This window comes from Pseudomonas mendocina, from assembly GCF_003008615.1.
Taxonomy (GTDB): domain Bacteria; phylum Pseudomonadota; class Gammaproteobacteria; order Pseudomonadales; family Pseudomonadaceae; genus Aquipseudomonas; species Aquipseudomonas mendocina_C.
Genome location: NZ_CP027657.1, coordinates 3,492,550 through 3,514,005 on the forward strand (window position 1 = coordinate 3,492,550; position 21,456 = coordinate 3,514,005).

Genomic DNA, 21,456 nt, shown 5'->3' on the forward strand with positions numbered 1-21,456 from the left:
GCCCTGCCGACTGACCCAAGGATTCGAGTAAAGAACATGCCAAAACGTACAGACATCAAAAGTATCCTGATCCTCGGCGCCGGCCCCATCGTCATCGGCCAGGCCTGCGAGTTTGACTACTCCGGCGCCCAGGCCTGCAAGGCACTGAAGGAAGAAGGTTTCCGCGTCATCCTGGTGAACTCCAACCCGGCCACCATCATGACCGACCCGTCGATGGCCGACGCCACCTACATCGAGCCGATCAAATGGGCCACCGTGGCCAAGATCATCGAGAAGGAACGTCCGGACGCTCTGCTGCCGACCATGGGCGGCCAGACCGCGCTGAACTGCGCGCTGGATCTGGAGCGCCATGGCGTGCTGGAGAAGTTCGGCGTCGAGATGATCGGCGCCAACGCCGACACCATCGACAAGGCCGAAGACCGTTCGCGCTTCGACAAGGCGATGAAAGACATCGGCCTGGCCTGCCCTGTTTCGGGTATCGCCCACAGCATGGAAGACGCCTACGGCGTGCTCGAGAAGGTCGGCTTCCCGTGCATCATCCGCCCAAGCTTCACCATGGGCGGCACCGGTGGTGGCATCGCCTACAACCGTGAAGAGTTCGAAGAAATCTGCGCCCGCGGTCTCGACCTGTCGCCGACCAGCGAGCTGCTGATCGACGAGTCGCTGATCGGCTGGAAGGAATACGAGATGGAGGTGGTCCGCGACAAGAAGGACAACTGCATCATCGTCTGCTCCATCGAGAACTTCGACCCGATGGGCGTGCACACCGGTGACTCGATCACCGTGGCGCCGGCGCAGACTCTGACCGACAAGGAATACCAGATCCTGCGTAACGCCTCGCTGGCGGTACTGCGCGAGATCGGTGTGGAAACCGGCGGCTCCAACGTGCAGTTCGGCATCTGCCCGAACACCGGTCGCATGGTCGTGATCGAGATGAACCCGCGTGTATCGCGTTCCTCGGCCTTGGCCTCCAAGGCCACAGGCTTCCCGATCGCCAAGATCGCCGCCAAGCTGGCTGTCGGCTACACCCTTGACGAGCTGTCCAACGATATCACTGGCGGTCGTACCCCGGCGTCCTTCGAGCCGGCCATTGATTACGTCGTGACCAAGGTACCGCGCTTCGCCTTCGAGAAATTCCCGAAAGCCGACGCCCGCCTGACCACCCAGATGAAGTCCGTCGGTGAAGTCATGGCCATTGGCCGTACCTTCCAGGAGTCCATGCAGAAAGCCTTGCGCGGTCTGGAAGTTGGCGTTGCCGGTTTCGACGAGAAACTCGACCTGAACGACCCGGAAGCTGAAAGCACCCTGCGTCGCGAGCTGACCGTGCCCAGCGCCGACCGCATCTGGTACGTGGCCGATGCCTTCCGCGCAGGCAAGACCGTCGCCGAAGTGTTCGAACTGACCCGTATCGACGAATGGTTCCTGGTGCAGATCGAAGACCTGATCAAGGACGAGGCGACCGTACAGACCCTGGGTCTGTCGGCCATCGATCGCGATCTGATGTTCAAGCTCAAGCGCAAGGGCTTCTCCGATGCGCGTCTGGCCAAGCTGCTCGGCGTTTCCGAGAAGAGCCTGCGTGCCCATCGCCACAAGCTCAAGGTGCTGCCGGTGTACAAGCGCGTGGATACCTGCGCCGCCGAGTTCGCCACCGACACCGCCTACATGTACTCGACCTACGAGGAAGAGTGCGAAGCCAACCCGAGCAATCGTGACAAGATCATGATCCTCGGTGGCGGCCCCAACCGTATCGGCCAAGGTATCGAGTTCGACTACTGCTGCGTACACGCCGCGCTGGCCATGCGTGAAGACGGTTACGAGACCATCATGGTCAACTGCAACCCGGAAACCGTTTCCACCGACTACGACACCTCCGATCGCCTGTACTTCGAGCCGGTGACCCTGGAGGACGTACTGGAAATCGTCCGCGTCGAGCAGCCGAAAGGCGTCATCGTCCAGTACGGTGGTCAGACTCCGCTGAAGATCTGCCGCGCCCTGGAAGAGGCGGGTGTACCGATCATCGGCACCAGCCCCGAAGCCATCGACCGCGCCGAAGACCGCGAGCGCTTCCAGCAGATGGTGCAGCGCCTCGGCCTGCGCCAGCCGGCCAACGCCACCGCGCGCAGCGAAGACGAAGCCCTGGCCCTGTCGAAGAACATCGGTTACCCGATGGTGGTGCGTCCGTCCTACGTACTGGGCGGCCGGGCGATGGAAATCGTCTACCAGGAAGAAGAGCTCAAGCGCTACATGCGTGAAGCGGTGAAGGTCTCCAACGACAGCCCGGTGCTGCTGGATCGCTTCCTCAACTGCGCCATCGAAGTGGACGTGGATGCGGTCAGCGACGGCGAAAGCGTTGTCATTGGCGCGATCATGCAGCACATCGAACAGGCCGGCGTGCACTCCGGTGATTCCGCTTGCTCACTGCCGCCATACTCGCTGCCGGCGCACATCCAGGACGAAATCCGTGACCAGGTCAAGAAGATGGCCCTGGAACTCGGCGTCGTAGGCCTGATGAACGTGCAGATGGCCGTCCAGGGTGAAGACATCTACGTCATCGAAGTGAACCCGCGTGCCTCGCGTACCGTGCCGTTCGTTTCCAAGTGCGTGGGTGAGTCCCTGGCCAAGGTCGCTGCTCGCGTCATGGCTGGCAAATCCCTGGCCGAAGCGGGCTACAACGAGGAAATCATCCCGCCGTACTTCAGCGTGAAGGAAGCGGTGTTCCCGTTCGCCAAGTTCCCAGGCGTCGACCCGATCCTTGGCCCGGAAATGAAGTCCACCGGTGAGGTCATGGGCGTCGGCGACACCTTCGGCGAAGCCTTCGCCAAGGCTCAGCTGGGTGCCAGCGAGATTCTGCCGAACTCTGGTTGCGCGTTCATCAGTGTGCGCGAAGACGACAAACCGGAAGCGGTTCAGGTCGCCCGTGACCTGGTTGCGCTTGGCTTCGAAGTGGTCGCCACCGCCGGTACTGCCAAAGTGATCGAGGCGGCTGGTTTGCCAGTTCGCCGGGTGAACAAGGTGACCGAAGGTCGTCCGCATGTCGTCGACATGATCAAGAACGATGAAGTGACCCTGATCATCAACACCACCGAGGGGCGTCAGTCGATTGCTGACTCCTACTCGATTCGTCGTAACGCCCTGCAGCACAAGATCTACTGCACCACCACTATCGCGGCTGGTCAGGCGGTCTGTGAGGCGCTCAAGTTTGGTCCCGAGAAGACCGTGCGCCGGCTGCAGGATCTGCATGCAGGAATCAAGGCATGATCAAATATCCAATGACCGTCCAGGGCGCTCGCGCCCTGGAAGAAGAGCTGGCGCATCTGACCAAGGTGGTGCGTCCGAAACTCAGCCAGGACATCGGTGAAGCTCGCGAGTTGGGCGATCTCAAGGAAAACGCCGAGTACCACGCCGCGCGCGAGCAGCAAGGCATGGTCGAGGCGCGTGTGCGTGATATCGAAGGTCGCCTGCAGAATGCAGTGATCATCGATGTCACCACCATCGAGCACACCGGCAAGGTGATCTTCGGTACCACGGTGGAGATCGCCAACGTCGAGACCGACGAAAGCGTGACCTATCAGATCGTGGGTGAGGACGAAGCCGACATCAAGCAGGGCAAGATCTCCGTTGGCTCGCCTATCGCCCGTGCCCTGGTGGGCAAGAGTGAGGGTGATGTGGTGGCGGTGAAGACTCCCAGCGGCCTGATCGAGTACGAGATTGTCGAAGTCCGTCACATCTAGGCTACAGCGCTCGTCGAAGCCGGCTGCCATGGCCTGGCAGCTGGCCCTGCCGCTATGGGTGGGTGGCTTGTGGGCATGGCAGTTCGTCCTGTTGCCGGCCATCGGCCAGTTCGGCCTGGCGCCTTTGCTGGTGCAGGAAATTGCCTCGCATCTGACGCCGGTGCTGGTCGCTTTGACGGCCGTATGCATCGGCATTCAGAGTGCAGTTCTGCTGCGTTGCGAGGGATTCGTCAGTCTATGGCGGGACATGCGTGGTCAGCTGTTGCTGACCGTCGCACTCATGGCACTCAGCTATTGGCTGGCGCCGAAGCTGTTGGAGGACGCCAGTTACTGGCTACGCTTCAGCTATCTGGTGATGGCGTTTTCCGGGCTGTTGCTGGTGCTACAGCCCGTGCCTGGTCGCGAGCGTCAGAGCTGAGGGTAATCAGCCCTGGTAGCGGATGACGTTGGAGAGGTTGCGGTTCGGCTTGGGATTCTTGCGATAGAGTATCGCCACCTTGCCAATGCTCTGTACCAGCTCGGCACGTCCTGCTTCACACAGTGCGCCGATGGCGGCCTGGCGATCTTCGCGTTCGGCGAGGCGCAGCTGCACCTTGATCAACTCGTGATCGTTCAGTGCTCGATCCAATTCGGCCAGCACGCCCTCGGTCAAACCATTGTCAGCCACGATCAATACAGGTTTCAGGTGGTGGCCGATAGATTTGAATTGTTTCTTCTGCTCTTGAGTGAGCGGCATAATCGTTAGTACCTAATTCGGTCTGGAAAACGGCGCCTATCTTACCCGAGCCCGCGCAGTTATTCATGACCCGTTGAGTCAGAGGTTTCAGTGGCACGTTCCAAGACCAGCCAGCGTTGGCTGAAAGAACATTTCGACGATCCTTACGTGAAGATGGCGCAGAAGGACGGTTACCGTTCGCGTGCCAGCTACAAGCTGCTGGAAATCCAGGAGAAGGATCGCATCCTGCGTCCCGGCATGACCGTAGTCGACCTTGGCGCCGCGCCAGGCGGTTGGTCGCAGGTGACCAGCCGGGTGATTGGCGACAAGGGGCGGCTTATCGCCTCCGACATTCTGGAGATGGACAGCATCCCCGATGTCACCTTCATTCAGGGCGATTTCACCGACGACGGGGTATTCGCGCGAATTCTCGAGGCCATCGGCGAAAATCCGGTCGACCTTGTTATTTCCGATATGGCCCCCAATATGAGTGGGGTAAGAACCGCCGATCAGGCGCGCGCGATGTATCTGTGCGAGCTGGCGTTGGATCTGGCCGGCCGCGTGTTGCGTCCGGGCGGCGATTTTCTGATCAAGATCTTCCAGGGCGAAGGTTTCGACTCTTATCACAAGCAGGTGCGTGAGACGTTCGACAAGGTGCAGATGCGTAAACCGCTGTCGTCGCGCGACCGTTCCCGCGAACAATATTTGCTGGCCCGCGGTTTTCGCGGTTAGGACAAGGAAGCTGGCGGTCACTGGGCAGGTCTCAACCGTCGAAACCTCATAAAGGGTTACAGACGGTGCCTGCCAGAAGCGGGCGTTTGGTGTAAGTTAGGTCGGTATATCATTGGTCGTCATGGGAAGCTCGCTTCGCCACGAGGCCTGCTTCAGAGGGTAGCTAATTGAACGACATGGCAAAGAATCTGATCCTGTGGCTGATCATCGCGGCCGTACTGGTCACCGTGATGAACAACTTCTCCAGCCCGAGCGAGCCACAGACGCTGAGCTACTCGCAATTCATCGAGCAGGTCAAGGAAGGGCGCGTCGAGCGCGTGACCGTCGACGGCTACGTGATCACTGGCAAGCGCACCGACGGTGAAGGTTTCAAGACCATCCGTCCGGCGATCCAGGACGGTGGCCTGATCGGCGATCTGATCGACAACAATGTGGTGATCGAAGGCAAGCAGCCTGAGCAGCAGAGCATCTGGACTCAGTTGCTGGTGGCCAGCTTCCCGATTCTGGTGATCATTGCCGTCTTCATGTTCTTCATGCGCCAGATGCAGGGCGGTGCCGGCGGCAAGGGCGGGCCAATGAGCTTCGGCAAGTCCAAGGCGCGCCTGCTTTCCGAAGACCAGGTCAAGACCACTTTCGCTGATGTCGCCGGTTGCGACGAGGCCAAGGAAGAGGTCAGCGAACTGGTGGAATTCCTCCGCGATCCAGGCAAGTTCCAGCGCTTGGGTGGCCGCATCCCGCGCGGTGTGCTGATGGTTGGCTCGCCGGGTACCGGTAAGACGCTGCTGGCCAAGGCCGTTGCCGGTGAGGCGAAAGTACCGTTCTTCACCATTTCCGGTTCCGACTTCGTGGAAATGTTTGTCGGTGTGGGTGCTTCCCGCGTCCGTGACATGTTCGACCAGGCCAAGAAGCACGCACCGTGCATCATCTTCATCGATGAGATCGACGCCGTGGGTCGCCATCGTGGCGCCGGCATGGGCGGCGGTCACGACGAGCGCGAGCAGACGCTCAACCAGTTGCTGGTTGAGATGGATGGCTTCGAAATGAACGACGGCATCATCGTCATCGCTGCGACCAACCGTCCGGACGTACTCGATCCGGCGCTGCTGCGCCCGGGCCGCTTCGACCGCCAGGTGGTGGTCGGTCTGCCGGACATTCGTGGTCGCGAGCAGATTCTGAAAGTGCACATGCGCAAAGTGCCGATGGGTGACGACGTCCAGCCTGCCGTGATCGCACGTGGTACCCCGGGCTTCTCCGGTGCCGACCTGGCCAACCTGGTCAACGAGGCCTCGCTGTTCGCCGCTCGTGCCGGCAAGCGCCTGGTCGAGATGAAGGAATTCGAACTGGCTAAAGACAAGATCATGATGGGCGCCGAGCGCAAGACCATGGTCATGTCCGACAAGGAGAAGCTCAACACTGCGTTCCACGAGGCGGGTCACGCCATCGTCGGTCGCCTGGTGCCTGAGCATGATCCGGTCTACAAGGTTTCCATCATCCCGCGCGGTCGTGCGCTGGGTGTGACCATGTTCCTGCCGGAAGAAGATCGTTACAGCCTGAGCAAGCGTGCGCTGACCAGCCAGATCTGCTCGCTGTTCGGTGGCCGTATCGCTGAGGAAATGACCCTGGGCTTCGACGGCGTCACTACCGGTGCTTCCAACGACATCATGCGCGCCACCCAATTGGCCAAGAACATGGTCACCAAGTGGGGCCTGTCGGAAAAACTCGGCCCGCTGATGTATGCCGAAGAGGAAGGTGAAGTCTTCCTCGGTCGCAGCATGGGCAGCCAGGCCAGCAACGTTTCCGGCGAAACCGCCAAGCAGATCGACGAGGAAGTTCGCCGCATCATCGATGAGTGCTACGCCACTGCGAAGAAGCTGTTGGTGGAGAATCGCGATAAGCTCGATGCCATGGCTGAAGCACTGATGAAGTACGAGACCATCGATGCGGAGCAAATCGACGACATCATGAATGGTCGTGTTCCGCGCGAACCGCGTGGGTGGGGTGACGGCGATTCCGGCACGCCGCAACCGAAGGTCGACGAAACCCCGCGTCCCGAGAAGCCGATCGGCGGCCCGGCTGCCGAGCACTAAGGTTTCATATGTCTCAAGCGCAACACCTGAGCCGGCTGCCCTGTGGCAGCCGGCTTCTTGATTTGTCCCGTCCGCATGTGATGGGCATTCTTAATGTCACGCCTGACTCCTTTTCCGATGGTGGTCGCTTCGCTCAGCGCGATGCAGCGCTGCGTCATGCCGCGGATATGGTTGCGGCTGGTGCTACCCTGATCGACGTCGGAGGCGAGTCCACTCGCCCTGGTGCGCGGGTTGTATCCCCTGTCGAGGAACTTGAGCGTGTTGCGCCTGTGGTTGAGGCCATCGCGCGTGAGTTGGACGTGATCATCTCCGTGGATACCTCCACGCCTGCCGTGATGCGCGAGACCGCGCGGCTCGGAGCCGGTCTGATCAATGACGTGCGCTCTTTGCAGCGCGATGGCGCGCTGGATGCGGCAGCCGATACCGGCTTGCCCGTGTGTCTGATGCATATGCGGGGTGAGCCCGGCAACATGCAGAACAATCCCGAGTATCCGGACATTCTGGTCGAGGTGCGCGACTTTCTCGTCGAGCGCATGGCGGCCTGTGCGACCGCCGGTATCCCCGCTGAGCGGCTGGTGCTCGATCCAGGCTTTGGTTTTGCCAAGACCCTGGAGCACAATCTCGCCCTGTTCAAGCATATGGATCAGCTCTCTGTGCTGGGGCGACCGCTTCTGGTCGGCGTTTCCCGCAAGAGCATGATTGGCAAGGTGCTCGGTCATGAGGTGGGGGGGCGGCTCTATGGCAGCCTGGCGCTGGCCGCACTGGCCCTGACCAAGGGCGCACATATTCTGCGTGTGCACGATGTCGCCGAAACGGTCGATGTGGTGCGCATGATCGCTGCGGTTGAAGCGGCGCACTAACAAGGAAAGCGTTATGGCTAGAAAGTACTTCGGCACCGACGGTATTCGGGGGCGCGTCGGGCAGTTTCCCATTACCCCGGATTTCATGCTCAAGCTGGGCTGGGCGGCGGGCATGGCATTTCGTAAGCAAGGCAAGTGCCGCATCCTGATCGGCAAGGACACGCGCATTTCCGGCTATATGTTCGAATCCGCGTTGGAGGCAGGGCTGGCAGCAGCCGGTGCCGATGTGCAATTGCTTGGCCCGATGCCGACGCCGGCAATTGCCTATCTGACCCGTACCTTCCAGGCTGATGCCGGGATTGTCATCAGTGCTTCGCACAATCCGCATGATGACAATGGCATCAAGTTCTTCTCCAGTGAGGGCACCAAGTTGCCCGATGATGTGGAGCTGATGATCGAAGAGCTGCTCGATCAGCCGATGACCGTGGTCGAATCGGCCGGTATCGGCAAGGCCTCGCGCATCAACGATGCCTCGGGTCGCTATATCGAGTTCTGCAAGGGCAGCGTGCCCAGCGGTACCAGCTTCAAGGGGCTGAGGATCGTCGTCGATTGCGCACATGGCGCCGCCTACAAGGTCGCACCCAGCGTGTTCCGTGAATTGGGTGCTGAAGTGAAGGTGATGGCGGCGCAGCCTGATGGCCTGAACATCAATGATGGCTGTGGCTCGACGCATATCGCGGGCCTGCAGGCTGAAGTCCTGGCGCAGGGCGCTGACCTGGGTATCGCTTTCGATGGTGATGCTGACCGCGTGCTGATGGTCGATCAGTATGGTGCGCTGGTCGATGGTGATGAGCTGCTGTTCATCATTGCGCGTGATCTGCAGGAGCGTGGTCGTTTGCACGGCGGTGTAGTCGGCACCTTGATGAGCAATCTGGGGTTGGAGCTGGCGTTGGCCGAGCTGAACATCCCCTTCGTACGTGCCAAGGTGGGCGACCGCTATGTGATTGCGGAGTTGTTGGCGCGCAACTGGCTGCTCGGTGGTGAAAATTCGGGGCACCTGGTGTGCTTCCAGCACACCACTACGGGGGATGCGATCATCGCTGCGCTCCAAGTGCTGATGGCGCTCAAGCGTCGTCAGCAGACGCTGGTGGAGGCGCGCACGGCCCTGAAGAAGTGCCCGCAGGTGTTGGTCAACGTGCGTCTGGCTGGTGCGGCCGATCCGCTGGAGCACCCTTCCGTGAAAGAAGCTTGTGCGCGCGTAACCGAGCGTATGGCTGGACGTGGTCGCGTGCTGCTGCGTAAGTCGGGCACCGAGCCGCTGGTGCGGGTAATGGTCGAGGGTGACGATGAGAGTCAGGTGCGCAGCTATGCCGATGAATTGGCTAAGATTGTTGCTGAAGTCTGTGCTTGATTGAGCTTGCTACCGAGGGTGCTCTTGGGTAACATCTGCGCCCTCTTTGATCGACGAGGTAAAACATGCGTCGCCCCTTGGTCGCCGGTAACTGGAAAATGCACGGTACCCGCGCCAGCGTCGCAGAGCTGATCGAAGGGTTGCGTCGGCAGGTATTGCCTGCTGATATCGATGTCGCGGTGTTCCCCTCAAGCTTGCATATCACTCAGGTCGTAGAAGGTCTGGCTGATGGTGTGGTGCAGGTTGGGGCGCAGGATTGCGCGGCACAGCTTGAGCAGGGTGCCTTGACCGGCGAATTGGCGACAAGCCAGTTGGTCGATGGCGGTTGCAAGCTGGTGCTGGTAGGTCACTCTGAGCGTCGCCTGATTCTGGGTGAAAGTGACGAGGTGGTCGTTCGCAAGTTTGCGGCCGTGCAGGCGGCGGGGTTGACCCCTGTTCTCTGTCTTGGTGAGACCCGCGAGCAGCGTGAGTCGAATGCAACGCTGGGTGTGGTGGGTGGCCAGTTGGCTGCAGTGATAGACGCTCTGGGTGTTGAGTCGCTGGTAAATGCTGTGGTTGCTTACGAGCCGGTCTGGGCCATAGGTACCGGGCTGACTGCTACGCCTGGGCAGGCTCAGGAAGTACATGCGGCCATTCGCGCGCAAGTTGCGCAGCTGAGTGCCGATGTTGCGAGTGGGCTGAGAATTCTTTATGGCGGCAGCGTGAAGGCCGCCAGTGCGGCCGAGTTATTCGGCATGCGGGATATCGATGGGGGGCTTGTGGGTGGAGCCTCTCTGAATGCGGATGAATTCGGTGCGATCTGTCGCGCTGCAGGAAACTGAAGAATGCTGGAAACAGTCATTGTTGTTCTGCACCTGCTGGGTGCGATCGGTATTGTGGTACTGGTGCTGTTGCAGCAGGGTAAGGGTGCGGACGCTGGCGCGTCGTTCGGTTCGGGTGCTTCGGCAACCGTATTCGGAAGCCAAGGTTCTGCTACCTTTCTGAGTAAGTTTACTGCTATACTCGCCGCGGCTTTTTTCACTACTAGCTTAGGCTTAGCGTACTTTGCTAAAGAAAAAGCTGAAGGATTGACTCAAGTTGGCCTGCCAGATCCAGCGGCTCTGGAAGTTCAACAAAAGCCGGCAGTCGAAGACGTGCCGGTGCTCGAAGAGCAAGCGCCAGCATCCGATGCGTCGGATGTTCCGGAGGCTCCAGAGCAGTAACCGTTTTGCCGAGGTGGTGGAATTGGTAGACACGCTACCTTGAGGTGGTAGTGGCCATAGGCTGTAGGGGTTCGAGTCCCCTCCTCGGTACCATACTCAAGAAGGCCCGCAGTTAGCGGGCCTTCTTGTTGCTGGAGTCTTGGTTGACCCCTGCTAGGGGCGGCCGTATAATTCTGGCCCAGCTTTGACGCGGGGTGGAGCAGTCTGGTAGCTCGTCGGGCTCATAACCCGAAGGTCGTTGGTTCAAATCCAGCCCCCGCAACCAGTTTCAGCAGGCCCCTTTTCAGGGGCTTTTTGTTAGCTGAAAGATATCGTCCGCCTGCATTGGGTGGGTTGAAGGGATGGGCGTTTCGCCCATTTTTTATTTGCACAGCATGCGCGAGGGCCGTTAAGTGTCGAGCAAGCTAGAACAGTTGCAGGCCTTGTTGGCCCCGGTAATCGAAGCACTCGGTTATCAGTGTTGGGGCATCGAGTTCCTGTCGCAGGGGCGTCATTCGCTGCTGCGTGTCTATATCGACAAAGCCGATGGCATCCTCATTGACGATTGCGAGATCGTCAGCCGTCAGCTTAGTGGTGTACTGGATGTCGAGGATCCAATTACCTCGGAGTACACCCTTGAAGTTTCTTCTCCTGGCATGGATCGGCCGCTGTTCACGCTCGAACAGTTCGCGATGCATGTTGGTGAGCAGGTAAAAATCAAGCTGCGTTCGCCTTTCGATGGTCGACGCAACTTTCAGGGCCTTCTCCGTGGTGTGGAGGAGCAGGACGTGGTGGTGCAGGTGGATGACCACGAATATCTGCTGCCGATCGATCTGATCGACAAGGCCAACATTATCCCCCGGTTTGATTGAGACGCGAATTCCGCGTCGGTGCGTAGATCTCGCAATTTGATGCGGGGGCGCAGGTAACGCGGATTGCGCAAATCCAATGGATTGCGAAAGGCGAGGCGTACGATGAGCAAAGAAGTACTGCTAGTTGTTGAGTCGGTATCCAACGAAAAGGGTGTACCGGCTGGCGTGATTTTCGAGGCGCTGGAGCTGGCTCTGGCGACCGCGACCAAGAAACGTTTTGAAGACGAAGTCGACCTGCGAGTGTCGATCAATCGGCAGAACGGCAGTTACGAAACCTTCCGTCGCTGGACCGTGGTCGATGAGTCCGAGTTCGAAGATCCGGCCTATCAGGTGACCGAAGACATGCCCCAAGCCGTCGAGGCCAAGGCCAAGATCGGTGACGTGCTGGAAGAGAAGATCGAGTCCATCGAGTTCGGTCGTATCGCTGCGCAGACCGCCAAGCAGGTGATCGTGCAGAAAGTGCGCGAAGCCGAGCGTGCCCAGGTGGTCGACGCCTACCGCGAGCGCCTGGGTGAGATCATCTCCGGCACTGTGAAGAAGGTCACCCGTGACAGCGTCATCGTCGACCTGGGCAACAATGCCGAGGCGCTGCTGGCCCGCGAAGACATCATCCCGCGTGAGACCTTCCGCGTTGGTGTGCGTCTACGCGCTCTGCTCAAGGAAATCCGTACCGAGAACCGTGGCCCGCAGTTGATCCTGTCGCGTACCGCGCCGGAAATGCTGATCGAGCTGTTCCGTATCGAAGTACCGGAAATTGCCGAAGGCCTCATCGACGTCAAGGCTGCCTCCCGTGATCCGGGCTCGCGCGCCAAGATCGCCGTGCGTTCCAAGGACAAGCGTATCGACCCGCAAGGCGCCTGCATCGGCATGCGTGGTTCGCGCGTTCAGGCCGTCTCCGGCGAGCTGGGTGGCGAGCGTGTCGACATCGTGCTGTGGGACGACAACCCGGCGCAGTTCGTGATCAACGCCATGTCGCCGGCTGAAGTGGCGGCGATCATCGTCGATGAAGATGCCCATGCCATGGATATCGCCGTTGGCGAAGACAACCTGGCCCAGGCCATCGGCCGTGGTGGTCAGAACGTACGCCTGGCCAGCCAACTGACTGGCTGGACGCTGAACGTGATGACCGAATCGGACATCCAGGCCAAGCAACAGGCAGAAACCGGCGACATCATGCAGTCCTTCATCGACGAGTTGGAGGTCGATGAAGAGCTGGCCCAAGTCCTGGTCGAAGAGGGGTTCACCAGTCTCGAAGAGATTGCCTACGTACCCATGGAAGAAATGCTCAGCATCGATGGCTTTGACGAGGACATCGTCAATGAGCTGCGTGCACGGGCCAAGGATCGTCTGCTGACCAAGGCGATCGCCAACGAGGAGAAGTTGGCCGATGCCCACCCAGCGGATGACCTGCTGGAGCTGGAAGGCATGGACAAGGCGCTGGCTCTCGAGCTTGCGCTGCGCGGCGTGATTACCCGTGAAGACCTGGCCGAGCAGTCTATCGACGACCTGCTCGACATCGACGGCATCGACGAAGAACGTGCCGGCAAGCTGATCATGGCCGCTCGAGCCCACTGGTTCGAATAAGCGGTTGCGGCCTGAGGAGAAAGATGCATGACGCAAGTCACGGTGAAAGAACTGGCCCAAGTGGTCGACACTCCGGTGGAACGCCTGCTGCAGCAGATGCGTGAAGCTGGGCTGTCCCACAACAGTGCCGAACAAGTAGTGACCGATAGCGAGAAACAGGCCCTGTTGGCCCATCTCAAGAGCAGTCACGGCGACAAGGTTGAAGAGCCGCGCAAGATTACCTTGCAGCGCAAGACCACCAGCACCTTGCGTGTGGCTGGTAGCAAGACCATCAGCGTAGAGGTGCGCAAGAAGAAAACCTTCGTCAAGCGCAGCCCGGAAGAGCTCGAAGCCGAGAAGCAGCGTGAGCTCGAAGCTCAGCAGGCAGCGGCTGAGGCCGAGCGCCTGAAGGCCGAGGAAGAAGCCAAACGCAAGGCCGAGGAAGAAGCCAAGCGCCAGGCCAGCAACGCCACTGCTGCGCCTGCCGAGGCTCCAGCTCCGGTAGCTGCTGCAGTCGAGCCGGCTGTTGCCGCTCCTGCGGTCGAGGTCGAACGCAAGAAAGAAGAAGTGCGTCGCCCCGAGAAGGCCCGTTCCGACGAAGACGAGCGCCGCGATCGCAAGCACACTCAGCATCGCCCTGCCACCAAGGAGAAGGCGCCGGCTCCGCGCGTCGCTCCGCGTAGCGTCGATGAAGAAAGCGACGGCTTCCGTCGTGGTGGCCGTGGCAAGTCGAAGATGAAGAAGCGCAACCAGCATGGCTTCCAGGCTCCGGCCGGCCCGGTGGTGCGTGACGTGGCAATTGGCGAGACCATCACCGTGGCCGATCTGGCCCAGCAGATGTCGGTCAAGGCCGCTGAAGTCATCAAGTTCATGTTCAAGATGGGCACCCCGGTGACCATCAACCAGGTGCTGGATCAGGAAACTGCCCAGCTGATCGCCGAAGAACTGGGCCACAAGGTCAAGCTGGTCAGCGATAACGCCCTGGAAGACTCGCTGGCCGAGTCGCTGAAGTTCGAAGGTGAAGCAATGTCCCGTGCGCCGGTCGTGACCGTAATGGGCCACGTCGACCATGGTAAGACCTCGCTGCTCGACTACATCCGTCGCGCCAAGGTTGCCTCTGGTGAAGCGGGTGGCATCACCCAGCACATTGGCGCCTACCACGTGGAAACCGAGCGCGGCATGGTCACCTTCCTCGACACCCCCGGTCACGCCGCGTTTACCGCAATGCGTGCTCGTGGTGCCAAGGCGACCGACATCGTCATCCTGGTCGTCGCAGCTGACGATGGTGTGATGCCGCAGACCCAGGAAGCCGTGCAGCATGCGAAAGCGGCTGGCGTGCCGATCGTGGTCGCCGTGAACAAGATGGACAAGCCGGAAGCCAACCCGGACAACATCAAGAACGGCCTGGCCGCGCTGGATGTGATCCCGGAAGAGTGGGGCGGCGACGCTCCGTTCGTACCGGTTTCTGCCAAGGCGGGTACCGGCATCGACGAACTGCTCGAAGCCGTACTGCTGCAGGCCGAAGTTCTCGAACTGAAAGCCACGCCGTCGGCACCAGGCCGTGGCGTTGTGGTCGAGTCGCGCCTGGACAAAGGCCGTGGCCCGGTTGCCACCGTGCTGGTTCAGGACGGTACCCTGCGTCAGGGCGACATGGTGCTGGTCGGCGTCAACTATGGCCGCGTGCGCGCCATGCTTGACGAGAACGGCAAGCCGATCAAGGAAGCTGGCCCGTCCATTCCGGTCGAGATTCTCGGCCTCGATGGCACGCCGGATGCCGGTGACGACATGACCGTGGTCGCCGACGAGAAGAAGGCCCGCGAAGTTGCCCTGTTCCGTCAAGGCAAGTTCCGCGAGGTCAAGCTGGCCCGTGCTCACGCCGGCAAGCTGGAAAACATCTTCGAGAACATGGGCCAGGAAGAGAAGAAAACCCTCAACATCGTGCTCAAGTCCGATGTGCGTGGTTCTCTGGAAGCGCTGCAAGGCTCGCTCAGCACCCTGGGCAACGACGAAGTGCAAGTGCGCGTGGTCGGTGGCGGCGTCGGTGGTATCACCGAATCCGATGCCAACCTGGCGCTGGCTTCCAATGCCGTGCTGTTCGGCTTCAACGTCCGTGCTGACGCCGGTGCGCGCAAGATCGTCGAGGCCGAAGGCCTGGACATGCGCTACTACAACGTCATCTACGACATCATCGAAGACGTCAAGAAGGCGCTCACCGGTATGCTTGGCAGCGATGTTCGCGAGAACATCCTGGGCACCGCCGAAGTGCGTGACGTATTCCGTTCGCCGAAGTTTGGCGCGGTCGCCGGTTGCATGGTCATCGAAGGCACTGTCTTCCGTAACCGTCCGATCCGCGTACTGCGTGAAGACGTGGTGATCTTCGAGGGCGAGCTGGAATCGCTGCGTCGCTTCAAGGACGACGTCGCCGAAGTGCGTAATGGCATGGAGTGCGGTATCGCTGTGAAGAGCTACAACGACGTCAAGGTCGGTGACAAGATCGAAGTGTTCGAGAAAGTCCAGGTGGCTCGCAGCCTGTAATCGCGAGTCGCAACACGCAACGCCCGGCCCCGCATTCGCGCGGCCGGGCGTTTGCCGCTTTTGAGTCCGCTGGCGAATAGACGACGGACTAAGTAAAGGTAAGTAGAAAATGGCCAAAGATTACAGCCGTACCCAGCGTATCGGTGACCAGATGCAACGCGAACTGGCCCAGCTTATCCGGCGTGAGGTCAAGGATCCGCGTCTGGGGCTGGTGACCATTACCGCGGTCGACGTCAGCCGTGATATCGGCCACGCCAAGGTCTTCATCACCGTCATGGGGCAGGACGATTCCAGTGCCGTCGCCGAGAGCCTCAAGGTTCTCAACGATGCGGCCGGTTTCCTGCGCATGCAGTTGGGCAAGGCGATGAAGCTGCGCAGCGTGCCGCAGCTGCACTTCCACTACGACGAGAGTGTCCTGCGCGGTGCTCACCTGTCGGCGCTTATCGAGCGTGCCGTGGCGGAGGATCGTCTGCACGACGACACCGCAGGTTCCAAGGAGTAAGGCGTGGCGCAGGTCAAACGTATTCGTCGCAAGGTCGACGGCATCATACTGCTCGACAAGCCCCGCGGCTTTACTTCCAACGCGGCGCTGCAGAAGGTGCGCTGGTTGCTCAACGCGGAAAAGGCCGGCCATACCGGCAGCCTCGACCCGCTGGCGACCGGCGTGTTGCCGTTGTGCTTCGGTGAGGCAACCAAGTTCTCCCAGTATCTGCTCGATGCCGACAAGGGCTACGAGACCGTCGCCCAGCTTGGCGTCACCACCACCACTGGGGATGCCGAAGGCGAGGTCATCGAGCGCCGCCCGGTGACCGTCGGTCGCGCCGAGATCGAGGCGCTGTTGCCGCGTTTTCGGGGTGAAATCAAGCAGATACCACCGATGTACTCGGCGCTGAAGAAAGATGGACAGCCGCTCTACAAACTGGCCCGTGCAGGGGAAGTAGTGGAGCGTGAAGCGCGTTCTGTTACTATTGCGCGCCTGGAATTGCTGGCATGCGAAGGCGAGCAGGCTCGCCTGGCCGTCGACTGCAGCAAAGGCACCTATATTCGTACGTTGGTCGAGGATCTCGGTCAGTTGTTGGGCTGCGGTGCACATGTCGCTGAACTGCGTCGTACCAAGGCCGGCCCGTTCGACCTGTCACGTACCGTGACCCTGGAAGAGCTGGAAGCTGCACATGCCGAAGGTGGCAACGAGGCGTTGGATCGCTTCCTGTTGCCGGCTGACAGTGGCCTGCAGGATTGGCCGCTGCTGCAGTTCTCCGAGCACAGCGCGTTCTACTGGTTGCAGGGGCAGCCGGTGCGAGCACCGGAAGCGCCGAAGTTCGGCATGGTGCGGGTACAGGATCACAACGGCCGCTTCATCGGTATTGGTGAAGTGAGCGATGACGGTCGTATTGCACCGCGCCGATTGATCTACACCGGTGCGTAACGGGCCATAGGCCTGGATTGAATGGATACCGACGCGTTGCGTCGGCAGGCGTTATCGGGGTTACCGGTAGCGCGAATGGTTCGGCCGAGATGGCTGAAAACCTGGGGCTGGCAACGTCGGCGTCAGGATTGCGAGGGTGGCTGTTAGTAGGCACGGTCATGCCTCTTTTTAAAACACGGGAAGCGATTCCCGGCCTATTGAGACTGCTTCGGCAGTTTCCAGATGAGAGGAAGCCAACATGGCACTCAGCGTTGAAGAAAAAGCCCAGATCGTTAACGACTACAAGCAAGCTGAAGGCGATACCGGTAGCCCGGAAGTGCAGGTTGCCCTGCTGACCGCCAACATCAACAAGCTGCAAGGCCACTTCAAGGCCAACGGCAAAGACCACCACAGCCGTCGTGGTCTGATCCGTATGGTTAACCAGCGCCGCAAGCTGCTGGACTACCTGAAGGGTAAAGATACCAGTCGTTACAGCGCCCTGATCGGTCGCCTGGGCCTGCGTCGTTAATAGACGCGAGCTGCACAAGTTGGAAGCTGGGAGTTCGGCGTCGCGAGTGGGGAGTGATCCTCACCTCGTGGCGCTGGGCTTCCAGCTTTTGGCTTTCCGAGGGATGCATCGGGTCCGACTCCCGCGCCTCTTTCCAATTTCCCCCAAGGCAACAAAGAGAAGGAAAACACCGTGAACCCGGTAATCAAGAAATTCCAGTTCGGTCAATCGACCGTCACCCTCGAGACTGGCCGTATCGCCCGTCAAGCCAGCGGCGCCGTATTGGTGACCGTCGATAACGATGTCAGCGTGCTGGTCGCTGTCACCGGTGCCAAAAGCGCCGATCCGAGCAAAGGCTTCTTCCCGCTGTCCGTGCACTACCAGGAAAAAACCTACGCTGCCGGCAAGATCCCTGGCGGTTTCTTCAAGCGTGAAGCACGTCCTTCCGAGAAAGAGACCCTGACCTCGCGTCTGATCGACCGTCCGATCCGTCCGCTGTTCCCGGAAGGCTTCCAGAACGAAGTGCAGGTCATCTGCACCGTGGTTTCCACCAGCAAGAAGACCGATCCGGACATCGCTGCGATGATCGGTACCTCGGCTGCCCTGGCCATCTCCGGCATCCCGTTCAACGGCCCGATCGGCGCTGCTCGCGTCGCCTTCCACCCCGAAGCCGGCTACCTGCTGAACCCGACCTACGAACAGCTCAAGGCCTCCAGCCTGGACATGGTCGTGGCCGGTACCGAAACCGCCGTGCTGATGGTGGAATCGGAAGCCAAGGAACTGACCGAAGATCAAATGCTGGGCGCCGTACTGTTCGCCCACGATGAGTTCCAGTCCGTCATCAGTGCCATCAAGGAATTCGCTGCCGAAGCCGGCAAGCCGACCTGGGACTGGCAGCCGAAGCCGGAAAACACCGCTCTGCTGAGCGCCATTCGTGGTGAGTTCGGCGAAGCCATCTCCCAGGCCTACACCATCACCATCAAGCAGGATCGCTACGCGCGTCTGGGCGAGTTGCGTGATCAGGTCGTGGCCAAGTTCGCCAGCGAAGAAGGCGTGCCTTCCGCTGCCGAGGTCAAGGAAGCTTTTGGCGAAATCGAATACCGCACCGTGCGCGAGAACATCGTCAACGGCAAGCCGCGTATCGATGGCCGTGATACCCGCACCGTTCGCGGCCTGAACATCGAAGTCGGCGTTCTGGACAAGACCCACGGCTCGGCGCTGTTCACCCGTGGTGAAACCCAGGCGCTGGTCGTCGCTACCCTTGGTACTGCGCGCGATGCGCAGTTGCTGGACACCCTGGAAGGCGAGAAGAAAGACCCCTTCATGCTGCACTACAACTTCCCGCCGTACTCGGTCGGTGAGTGTGGTCGCATGGGCGCCACTGGCCGTCGCGAAATTGGTCACGGCCGCCTGGCCCGTCGTGGCGTTGCCGCCATGCTGCCGAGCGCTGACGAGTTCCCGTACACCATCCGCGTGGTCTCGGAAATCACCGAGTCCAATGGCTCTTCCTCCATGGCTTCGGTCTGCGGTGCTTCCCTGGCCCTGATGGACGCTGGTGTGCCGATGAAGGCGCCGGTTGCCGGTATCGCCATGGGTCTGGTTCTGGAAGGCGACAAGTTTGCCGTTCTGACCGACATCCTCGGTGACGAAGACCACCTGGGCGACATGGACTTCAAAGTAGCCGGTACCGCCAAAGGCGTCACTGCGCTGCAGATGGACATCAAGATCCAGGGCATCACCGAAGAGATCATGGAGCAGGCCCTGGAGCAGGCGCTGGAAGCTCGTCTGAACATCCTCGGCCAGATGAACCAGGTCATCGCCCAATCGCGCAGCGAGCTGTCGGAAAACGCACCGACCATGCTGGCGATGAAGATCGACCAGGACAAGATCCGCGACGTCATCGGCAAGGGTGGTGCGACCATCCGTGGTATCTGCGAAGAAACCAAGGCCTCGATCGACATCGAAGACGATGGCTCGATCAAGATCTTCGGCGAAACCAAGGAAGCCGCCGAGGCTGCCAAGCAGCGCGTACTGGCCATCACTGCCGAAGCCGAGATCGGCAAGATCTACGTCGGCAAGGTCGAGCGCATCGTTGATTTCGGTGCCTTCGTCAACATCCTGCCTGGCAAGGACGGTCTGGTTCACATCTCCATGCTCAGCGATGCTCGCGTAGAGAAAGTGACCGACGTTTTGAAAGAAGGTCAGGAAGTCGAAGTGCTGGTGCTGGACGTGGACAACCGCGGCCGTATCAAACTGTCGATCAAGGACGTAGCGGCCGCCAAGGCTTCTGGCGTTTAAGCGACGGTTCGTTCGCTGAAATGAGAAGGGCTCCTGCGGGAGCCCTTTTTTATGCCTGGCTGCCGGTGTTCAAGTCGTGACAATGGTGTCCCAGATCTGCATCGCCAGCAGGGCCACGGCGGTCAGTTCCTCCTTGCCGACGCCATCGCGGGCCAACAGCGACATGCCGCTGTGCAGAGTTTGTACGAAGCGGGTGAGAGCATGGGCGTCGGTCGAAGGTGGCAGCTCGCCTGTTTCGATGGCTTGGCGGATGCGCGCTTCAATGCGCTCGAAAGTCACTGCACGGGCCGAGCGCACATGCTCACCAAGCTCACTATGGCCTTCGCTGGCCACTGACGAGAGCGCCACCATGCAGCCGCGAGGAATCTCGACGAGATTTCCGGTAAGCGCAGTCGCGGAATCTACCAGCAGGGCTGTTATCGCTTCTCGGGCAGTTGGCGCGGTGCAGAAATTGGCCCATACCAGGCCTTCGTAGGTCTTGCCGTAATAGTCGATGGCTTCAGCGTAGAGCGTTTCTTTCGAGCCAAAGGCCGCATACAGGCTGGGCGAGCCAATGCCCATTGCTGCGGTGAGGTCGGCGATGGAGGTTGCTGCATAGCCCTGGCGCCAGAACAGGTGGGTCGCTTTGGCCAGTGCGGCTTCGCGGTCGAAGGTTCGTGGGCGGCCGCGAGTTGGTTTGGTTTTCTCGGGTTTATCCATGGGGCTTTGGGAACCGGTTGTCGCGCCTGGGCAATATGCCACATCCGTCGTGTGCCTATGGCGCTCGGGTATTGCGTAGAGCCCGGATATCGACAGAGATTGCCTGCAACGCGTTGTCCAGACAGGCACCGTTCAGGCGGCGGCCTGTGCTTTGGCGCCCGCATAGACAAGGCGTTTGGCTTGGCGCGAGAGCGTTCATTCCTCTCTATTTCATATCTGCCCACGGTGAAGTGAGGCCGGATAGCCATTCTCGGTCGTGCCATGAGCCGGGAGATCGCGCTTCGGAGCATGTCCATCAGACTCGGCTCCCTGGATGACTTGCGGATCATGCAAATTGCCCGAGCTATTTTCTTCAAGTCGGCGAAATGCAATCAAAAGGCTATGCTTTGTTTTTTATAACTTATTGTTTTTTAAGGTTTTATTTTGTTTTAAGAAACTGGCACAGCGCTTGCGATAGTACTGGTGAACCTGCAGCCAGGAGTTGGTTTGCAGATTGTCTGGAATGTACAGGAGTCGAACCATGAAACAGCCAATCAACCGTTTTGCCGCTACCACCCTGACCGCTGCCGTACTGAGCATGTCTCTGGCGTCTGCAGCTTTTGCCGCCGAGCCGACCATGTTGGCAGCCAATGACACTGTGGATAAAGCCGAGCAGGCTGTATCCGACACCTGGATCACCAGCAAGGTGAAGTCCACCTTCGTTGCTGACTCGAACCTCAGCGCTCTGGACATCAAGGTCGAGACCAACCAAGGCGTGGTTTCCCTGTCCGGTGTGGTAGCGACCGACGCCGAACGTGATCTGGCTATCGCCAAGACCAAGGAAATCGAAGGCGTACGTGACGTCTCCGCCGATGCCCTGAAAACGGCTGACTGATAACCGTGCCGGCCGGGTTCAGGCCCGGCCCATCCCCTATCACTG

At 60.2% G+C, this 21,456-nt stretch carries 19 protein-coding genes and 2 tRNA genes; 19 read left to right on the forward strand and 2 right to left on the reverse strand.

Going from position 1 to position 21,456, the window contains the following annotated elements; all coding sequences use genetic code 11:
* Positions 1-36 precede the first annotated feature (36 nt).
* From carB to C7A17_RS16295, 3 genes are read left to right on the forward strand one after another with little or no spacing between them, the layout of a single operon-like run.
* Entirely contained in the window at positions 37-3,258 is a 3,222-nt protein-coding gene (carB, locus tag C7A17_RS16285) for a carbamoyl-phosphate synthase large subunit (RefSeq protein ID WP_106739002.1), read from the forward strand.
* A complete protein-coding gene (greA, locus tag C7A17_RS16290) occupies positions 3,255-3,731 on the forward strand; it encodes a transcription elongation factor GreA (protein ID WP_106739003.1) in 477 nt (158 codons plus the stop codon). Before carB ends, greA begins: the two co-directional genes overlap by 4 nt.
* A 28-nt stretch (positions 3,732-3,759) precedes the next feature.
* Entirely contained in the window at positions 3,760-4,149 is a 390-nt protein-coding gene (locus C7A17_RS16295) for a DUF4149 domain-containing protein (RefSeq protein WP_234035807.1), read from the forward strand.
* Positions 4,150-4,155: 6 nt separating this feature from the next.
* Here the strand turns inward: C7A17_RS16295 and yhbY are convergent, their stop codons facing one another.
* Positions 4,156-4,467 carry a ribosome assembly RNA-binding protein YhbY gene (gene yhbY, locus C7A17_RS16300; RefSeq protein WP_106739005.1) on the reverse strand — a complete coding sequence of 104 codons (312 nt, stop codon included), beginning with the start codon at positions 4,465-4,467 and terminating at the stop codon, positions 4,156-4,158.
* Between the two features lie 90 nt (positions 4,468-4,557).
* On the opposite strand from yhbY, the gene rlmE reads away from it, so the two are divergent.
* The 15 genes from rlmE (at position 4,558) to pnp (ending at position 19,838) form a co-directional block, all read left to right on the forward strand.
* Positions 4,558-5,178: a 23S rRNA (uridine(2552)-2'-O)-methyltransferase RlmE gene (gene rlmE, locus C7A17_RS16305; RefSeq protein WP_106739006.1), complete on the forward strand. Its 621-nt coding sequence runs from the start codon at positions 4,558-4,560 to the stop codon at positions 5,176-5,178.
* 167 nt (positions 5,179-5,345) lie between these two features.
* Positions 5,346-7,265, forward strand: a complete 1,920-nt coding sequence (ftsH, locus tag C7A17_RS16310) for an ATP-dependent zinc metalloprotease FtsH (RefSeq protein ID WP_394337042.1) — start codon at positions 5,346-5,348, stop codon at positions 7,263-7,265.
* A gap of 8 nt (positions 7,266-7,273) precedes the next feature.
* A complete protein-coding gene (folP, locus tag C7A17_RS16315) occupies positions 7,274-8,125 on the forward strand; it encodes a dihydropteroate synthase (RefSeq protein WP_106739008.1) in 852 nt (283 codons plus the stop codon).
* Positions 8,126-8,138: 13 nt separating this feature from the next.
* Positions 8,139-9,476: a phosphoglucosamine mutase gene (gene glmM, locus C7A17_RS16320; RefSeq protein ID WP_106739009.1), complete on the forward strand. Its 1,338-nt coding sequence runs from the start codon at positions 8,139-8,141 to the stop codon at positions 9,474-9,476.
* Positions 9,477-9,541: 65 nt separating this feature from the next.
* Positions 9,542-10,297 carry a triose-phosphate isomerase gene (gene tpiA / locus C7A17_RS16325; protein WP_106739010.1) on the forward strand — a complete coding sequence of 252 codons (756 nt, stop codon included), beginning with the start codon at positions 9,542-9,544 and terminating at the stop codon, positions 10,295-10,297.
* 3 nt (positions 10,298-10,300) lie between these two features.
* On the forward strand, positions 10,301-10,678 hold the full coding sequence (gene secG, locus C7A17_RS16330) for a preprotein translocase subunit SecG (protein ID WP_106739011.1): 378 nt from the start codon (positions 10,301-10,303) through the stop codon (positions 10,676-10,678).
* A 7-nt stretch (positions 10,679-10,685) separates the two neighbouring features.
* Positions 10,686-10,771, forward strand: a tRNA-Leu gene (locus tag C7A17_RS16335).
* 95 nt (positions 10,772-10,866) lie between these two features.
* A tRNA-Met gene (locus C7A17_RS16340) sits at positions 10,867-10,943 on the forward strand.
* Positions 10,944-11,070: 127 nt separating this feature from the next.
* Positions 11,071-11,529, forward strand: coding sequence for a ribosome maturation factor RimP (gene rimP / locus C7A17_RS16345; RefSeq protein WP_106739012.1), 459 nt, complete (start codon positions 11,071-11,073; stop codon positions 11,527-11,529).
* A gap of 102 nt (positions 11,530-11,631) precedes the next feature.
* The gene (nusA, locus tag C7A17_RS16350) at positions 11,632-13,113 is read left to right on the forward strand and encodes a transcription termination factor NusA (protein WP_106739013.1); all 1,482 of its coding nucleotides are present in this window, start codon (positions 11,632-11,634) and stop codon (positions 13,111-13,113) included.
* A 27-nt stretch (positions 13,114-13,140) separates the two neighbouring features.
* Positions 13,141-15,627 (forward strand): translation initiation factor IF-2, encoded by a 2,487-nt coding sequence (gene infB / locus C7A17_RS16355; protein WP_106739014.1) that lies wholly within the window; start codon positions 13,141-13,143, stop codon positions 15,625-15,627.
* Between the two features lie 109 nt (positions 15,628-15,736).
* Positions 15,737-16,129, forward strand: coding sequence for a 30S ribosome-binding factor RbfA (rbfA, locus tag C7A17_RS16360; RefSeq protein WP_106739015.1), 393 nt, complete (start codon positions 15,737-15,739; stop codon positions 16,127-16,129).
* Positions 16,130-16,132: 3 nt separating this feature from the next.
* On the forward strand, positions 16,133-17,053 hold the full coding sequence (gene truB, locus C7A17_RS16365; RefSeq protein WP_106739016.1) for a tRNA pseudouridine(55) synthase TruB: 921 nt from the start codon (positions 16,133-16,135) through the stop codon (positions 17,051-17,053).
* Between the two features lie 238 nt (positions 17,054-17,291).
* Positions 17,292-17,561, forward strand: coding sequence for a 30S ribosomal protein S15 (rpsO, locus tag C7A17_RS16370; RefSeq protein WP_004424394.1), 270 nt, complete (start codon positions 17,292-17,294; stop codon positions 17,559-17,561).
* A gap of 171 nt (positions 17,562-17,732) precedes the next feature.
* Positions 17,733-19,838: a polyribonucleotide nucleotidyltransferase gene (pnp, locus tag C7A17_RS16375; RefSeq protein WP_106739017.1), complete on the forward strand. Its 2,106-nt coding sequence runs from the start codon at positions 17,733-17,735 to the stop codon at positions 19,836-19,838.
* Between the two features lie 69 nt (positions 19,839-19,907).
* Here pnp and C7A17_RS16380 read toward each other — a convergent pair whose 3' ends face one another.
* Positions 19,908-20,537 carry a TetR/AcrR family transcriptional regulator gene (locus C7A17_RS16380; RefSeq protein ID WP_106739018.1) on the reverse strand — a complete coding sequence of 210 codons (630 nt, stop codon included), beginning with the start codon at positions 20,535-20,537 and terminating at the stop codon, positions 19,908-19,910.
* Between the two features lie 520 nt (positions 20,538-21,057).
* Here C7A17_RS16380 and C7A17_RS16385 point away from each other — a divergent pair.
* On the forward strand, positions 21,058-21,411 hold the full coding sequence (locus C7A17_RS16385; RefSeq protein WP_017675327.1) for a BON domain-containing protein: 354 nt from the start codon (positions 21,058-21,060) through the stop codon (positions 21,409-21,411).
* Positions 21,412-21,456: the final 45 nt, after the last annotated feature.

Bases quoted from the DNA above. Each gene is read 5' to 3' on its own strand.
- carB (WP_106739002.1), top strand. From the start codon at position 37: ATGCCAAAACGTACAGACATCAAAAGTATCCTGATCCTCGGCGCCGGC.
- greA (WP_106739003.1), top strand. From the start codon at position 3,255: ATGATCAAATATCCAATGACCGTCCAGGGCGCTCGCGCCCTGGAAGAA.
- C7A17_RS16295 (WP_234035807.1), top strand. From the start codon at position 3,760: ATGGCCTGGCAGCTGGCCCTGCCGCTATGGGTGGGTGGCTTGTGGGCA.
- yhbY (WP_106739005.1), bottom strand. From the start codon at position 4,467: ATGCCGCTCACTCAAGAGCAGAAGAAACAATTCAAATCTATCGGCCAC.
- folP (WP_106739008.1), top strand. From the start codon at position 7,274: ATGTCTCAAGCGCAACACCTGAGCCGGCTGCCCTGTGGCAGCCGGCTT.
- glmM (WP_106739009.1), top strand. From the start codon at position 8,139: ATGGCTAGAAAGTACTTCGGCACCGACGGTATTCGGGGGCGCGTCGGG.
- tpiA (WP_106739010.1), top strand. From the start codon at position 9,542: ATGCGTCGCCCCTTGGTCGCCGGTAACTGGAAAATGCACGGTACCCGC.
- secG (WP_106739011.1), top strand. From the start codon at position 10,301: ATGCTGGAAACAGTCATTGTTGTTCTGCACCTGCTGGGTGCGATCGGT.
- nusA (WP_106739013.1), top strand. From the start codon at position 11,632: ATGAGCAAAGAAGTACTGCTAGTTGTTGAGTCGGTATCCAACGAAAAG.
- infB (WP_106739014.1), top strand. From the start codon at position 13,141: ATGACGCAAGTCACGGTGAAAGAACTGGCCCAAGTGGTCGACACTCCG.
- rbfA (WP_106739015.1), top strand. From the start codon at position 15,737: ATGGCCAAAGATTACAGCCGTACCCAGCGTATCGGTGACCAGATGCAA.
- rpsO (WP_004424394.1), top strand. From the start codon at position 17,292: ATGGCACTCAGCGTTGAAGAAAAAGCCCAGATCGTTAACGACTACAAG.
- C7A17_RS16380 (WP_106739018.1), bottom strand. From the start codon at position 20,537: ATGGATAAACCCGAGAAAACCAAACCAACTCGCGGCCGCCCACGAACC.
- C7A17_RS16385 (WP_017675327.1), top strand. From the start codon at position 21,058: ATGAAACAGCCAATCAACCGTTTTGCCGCTACCACCCTGACCGCTGCC.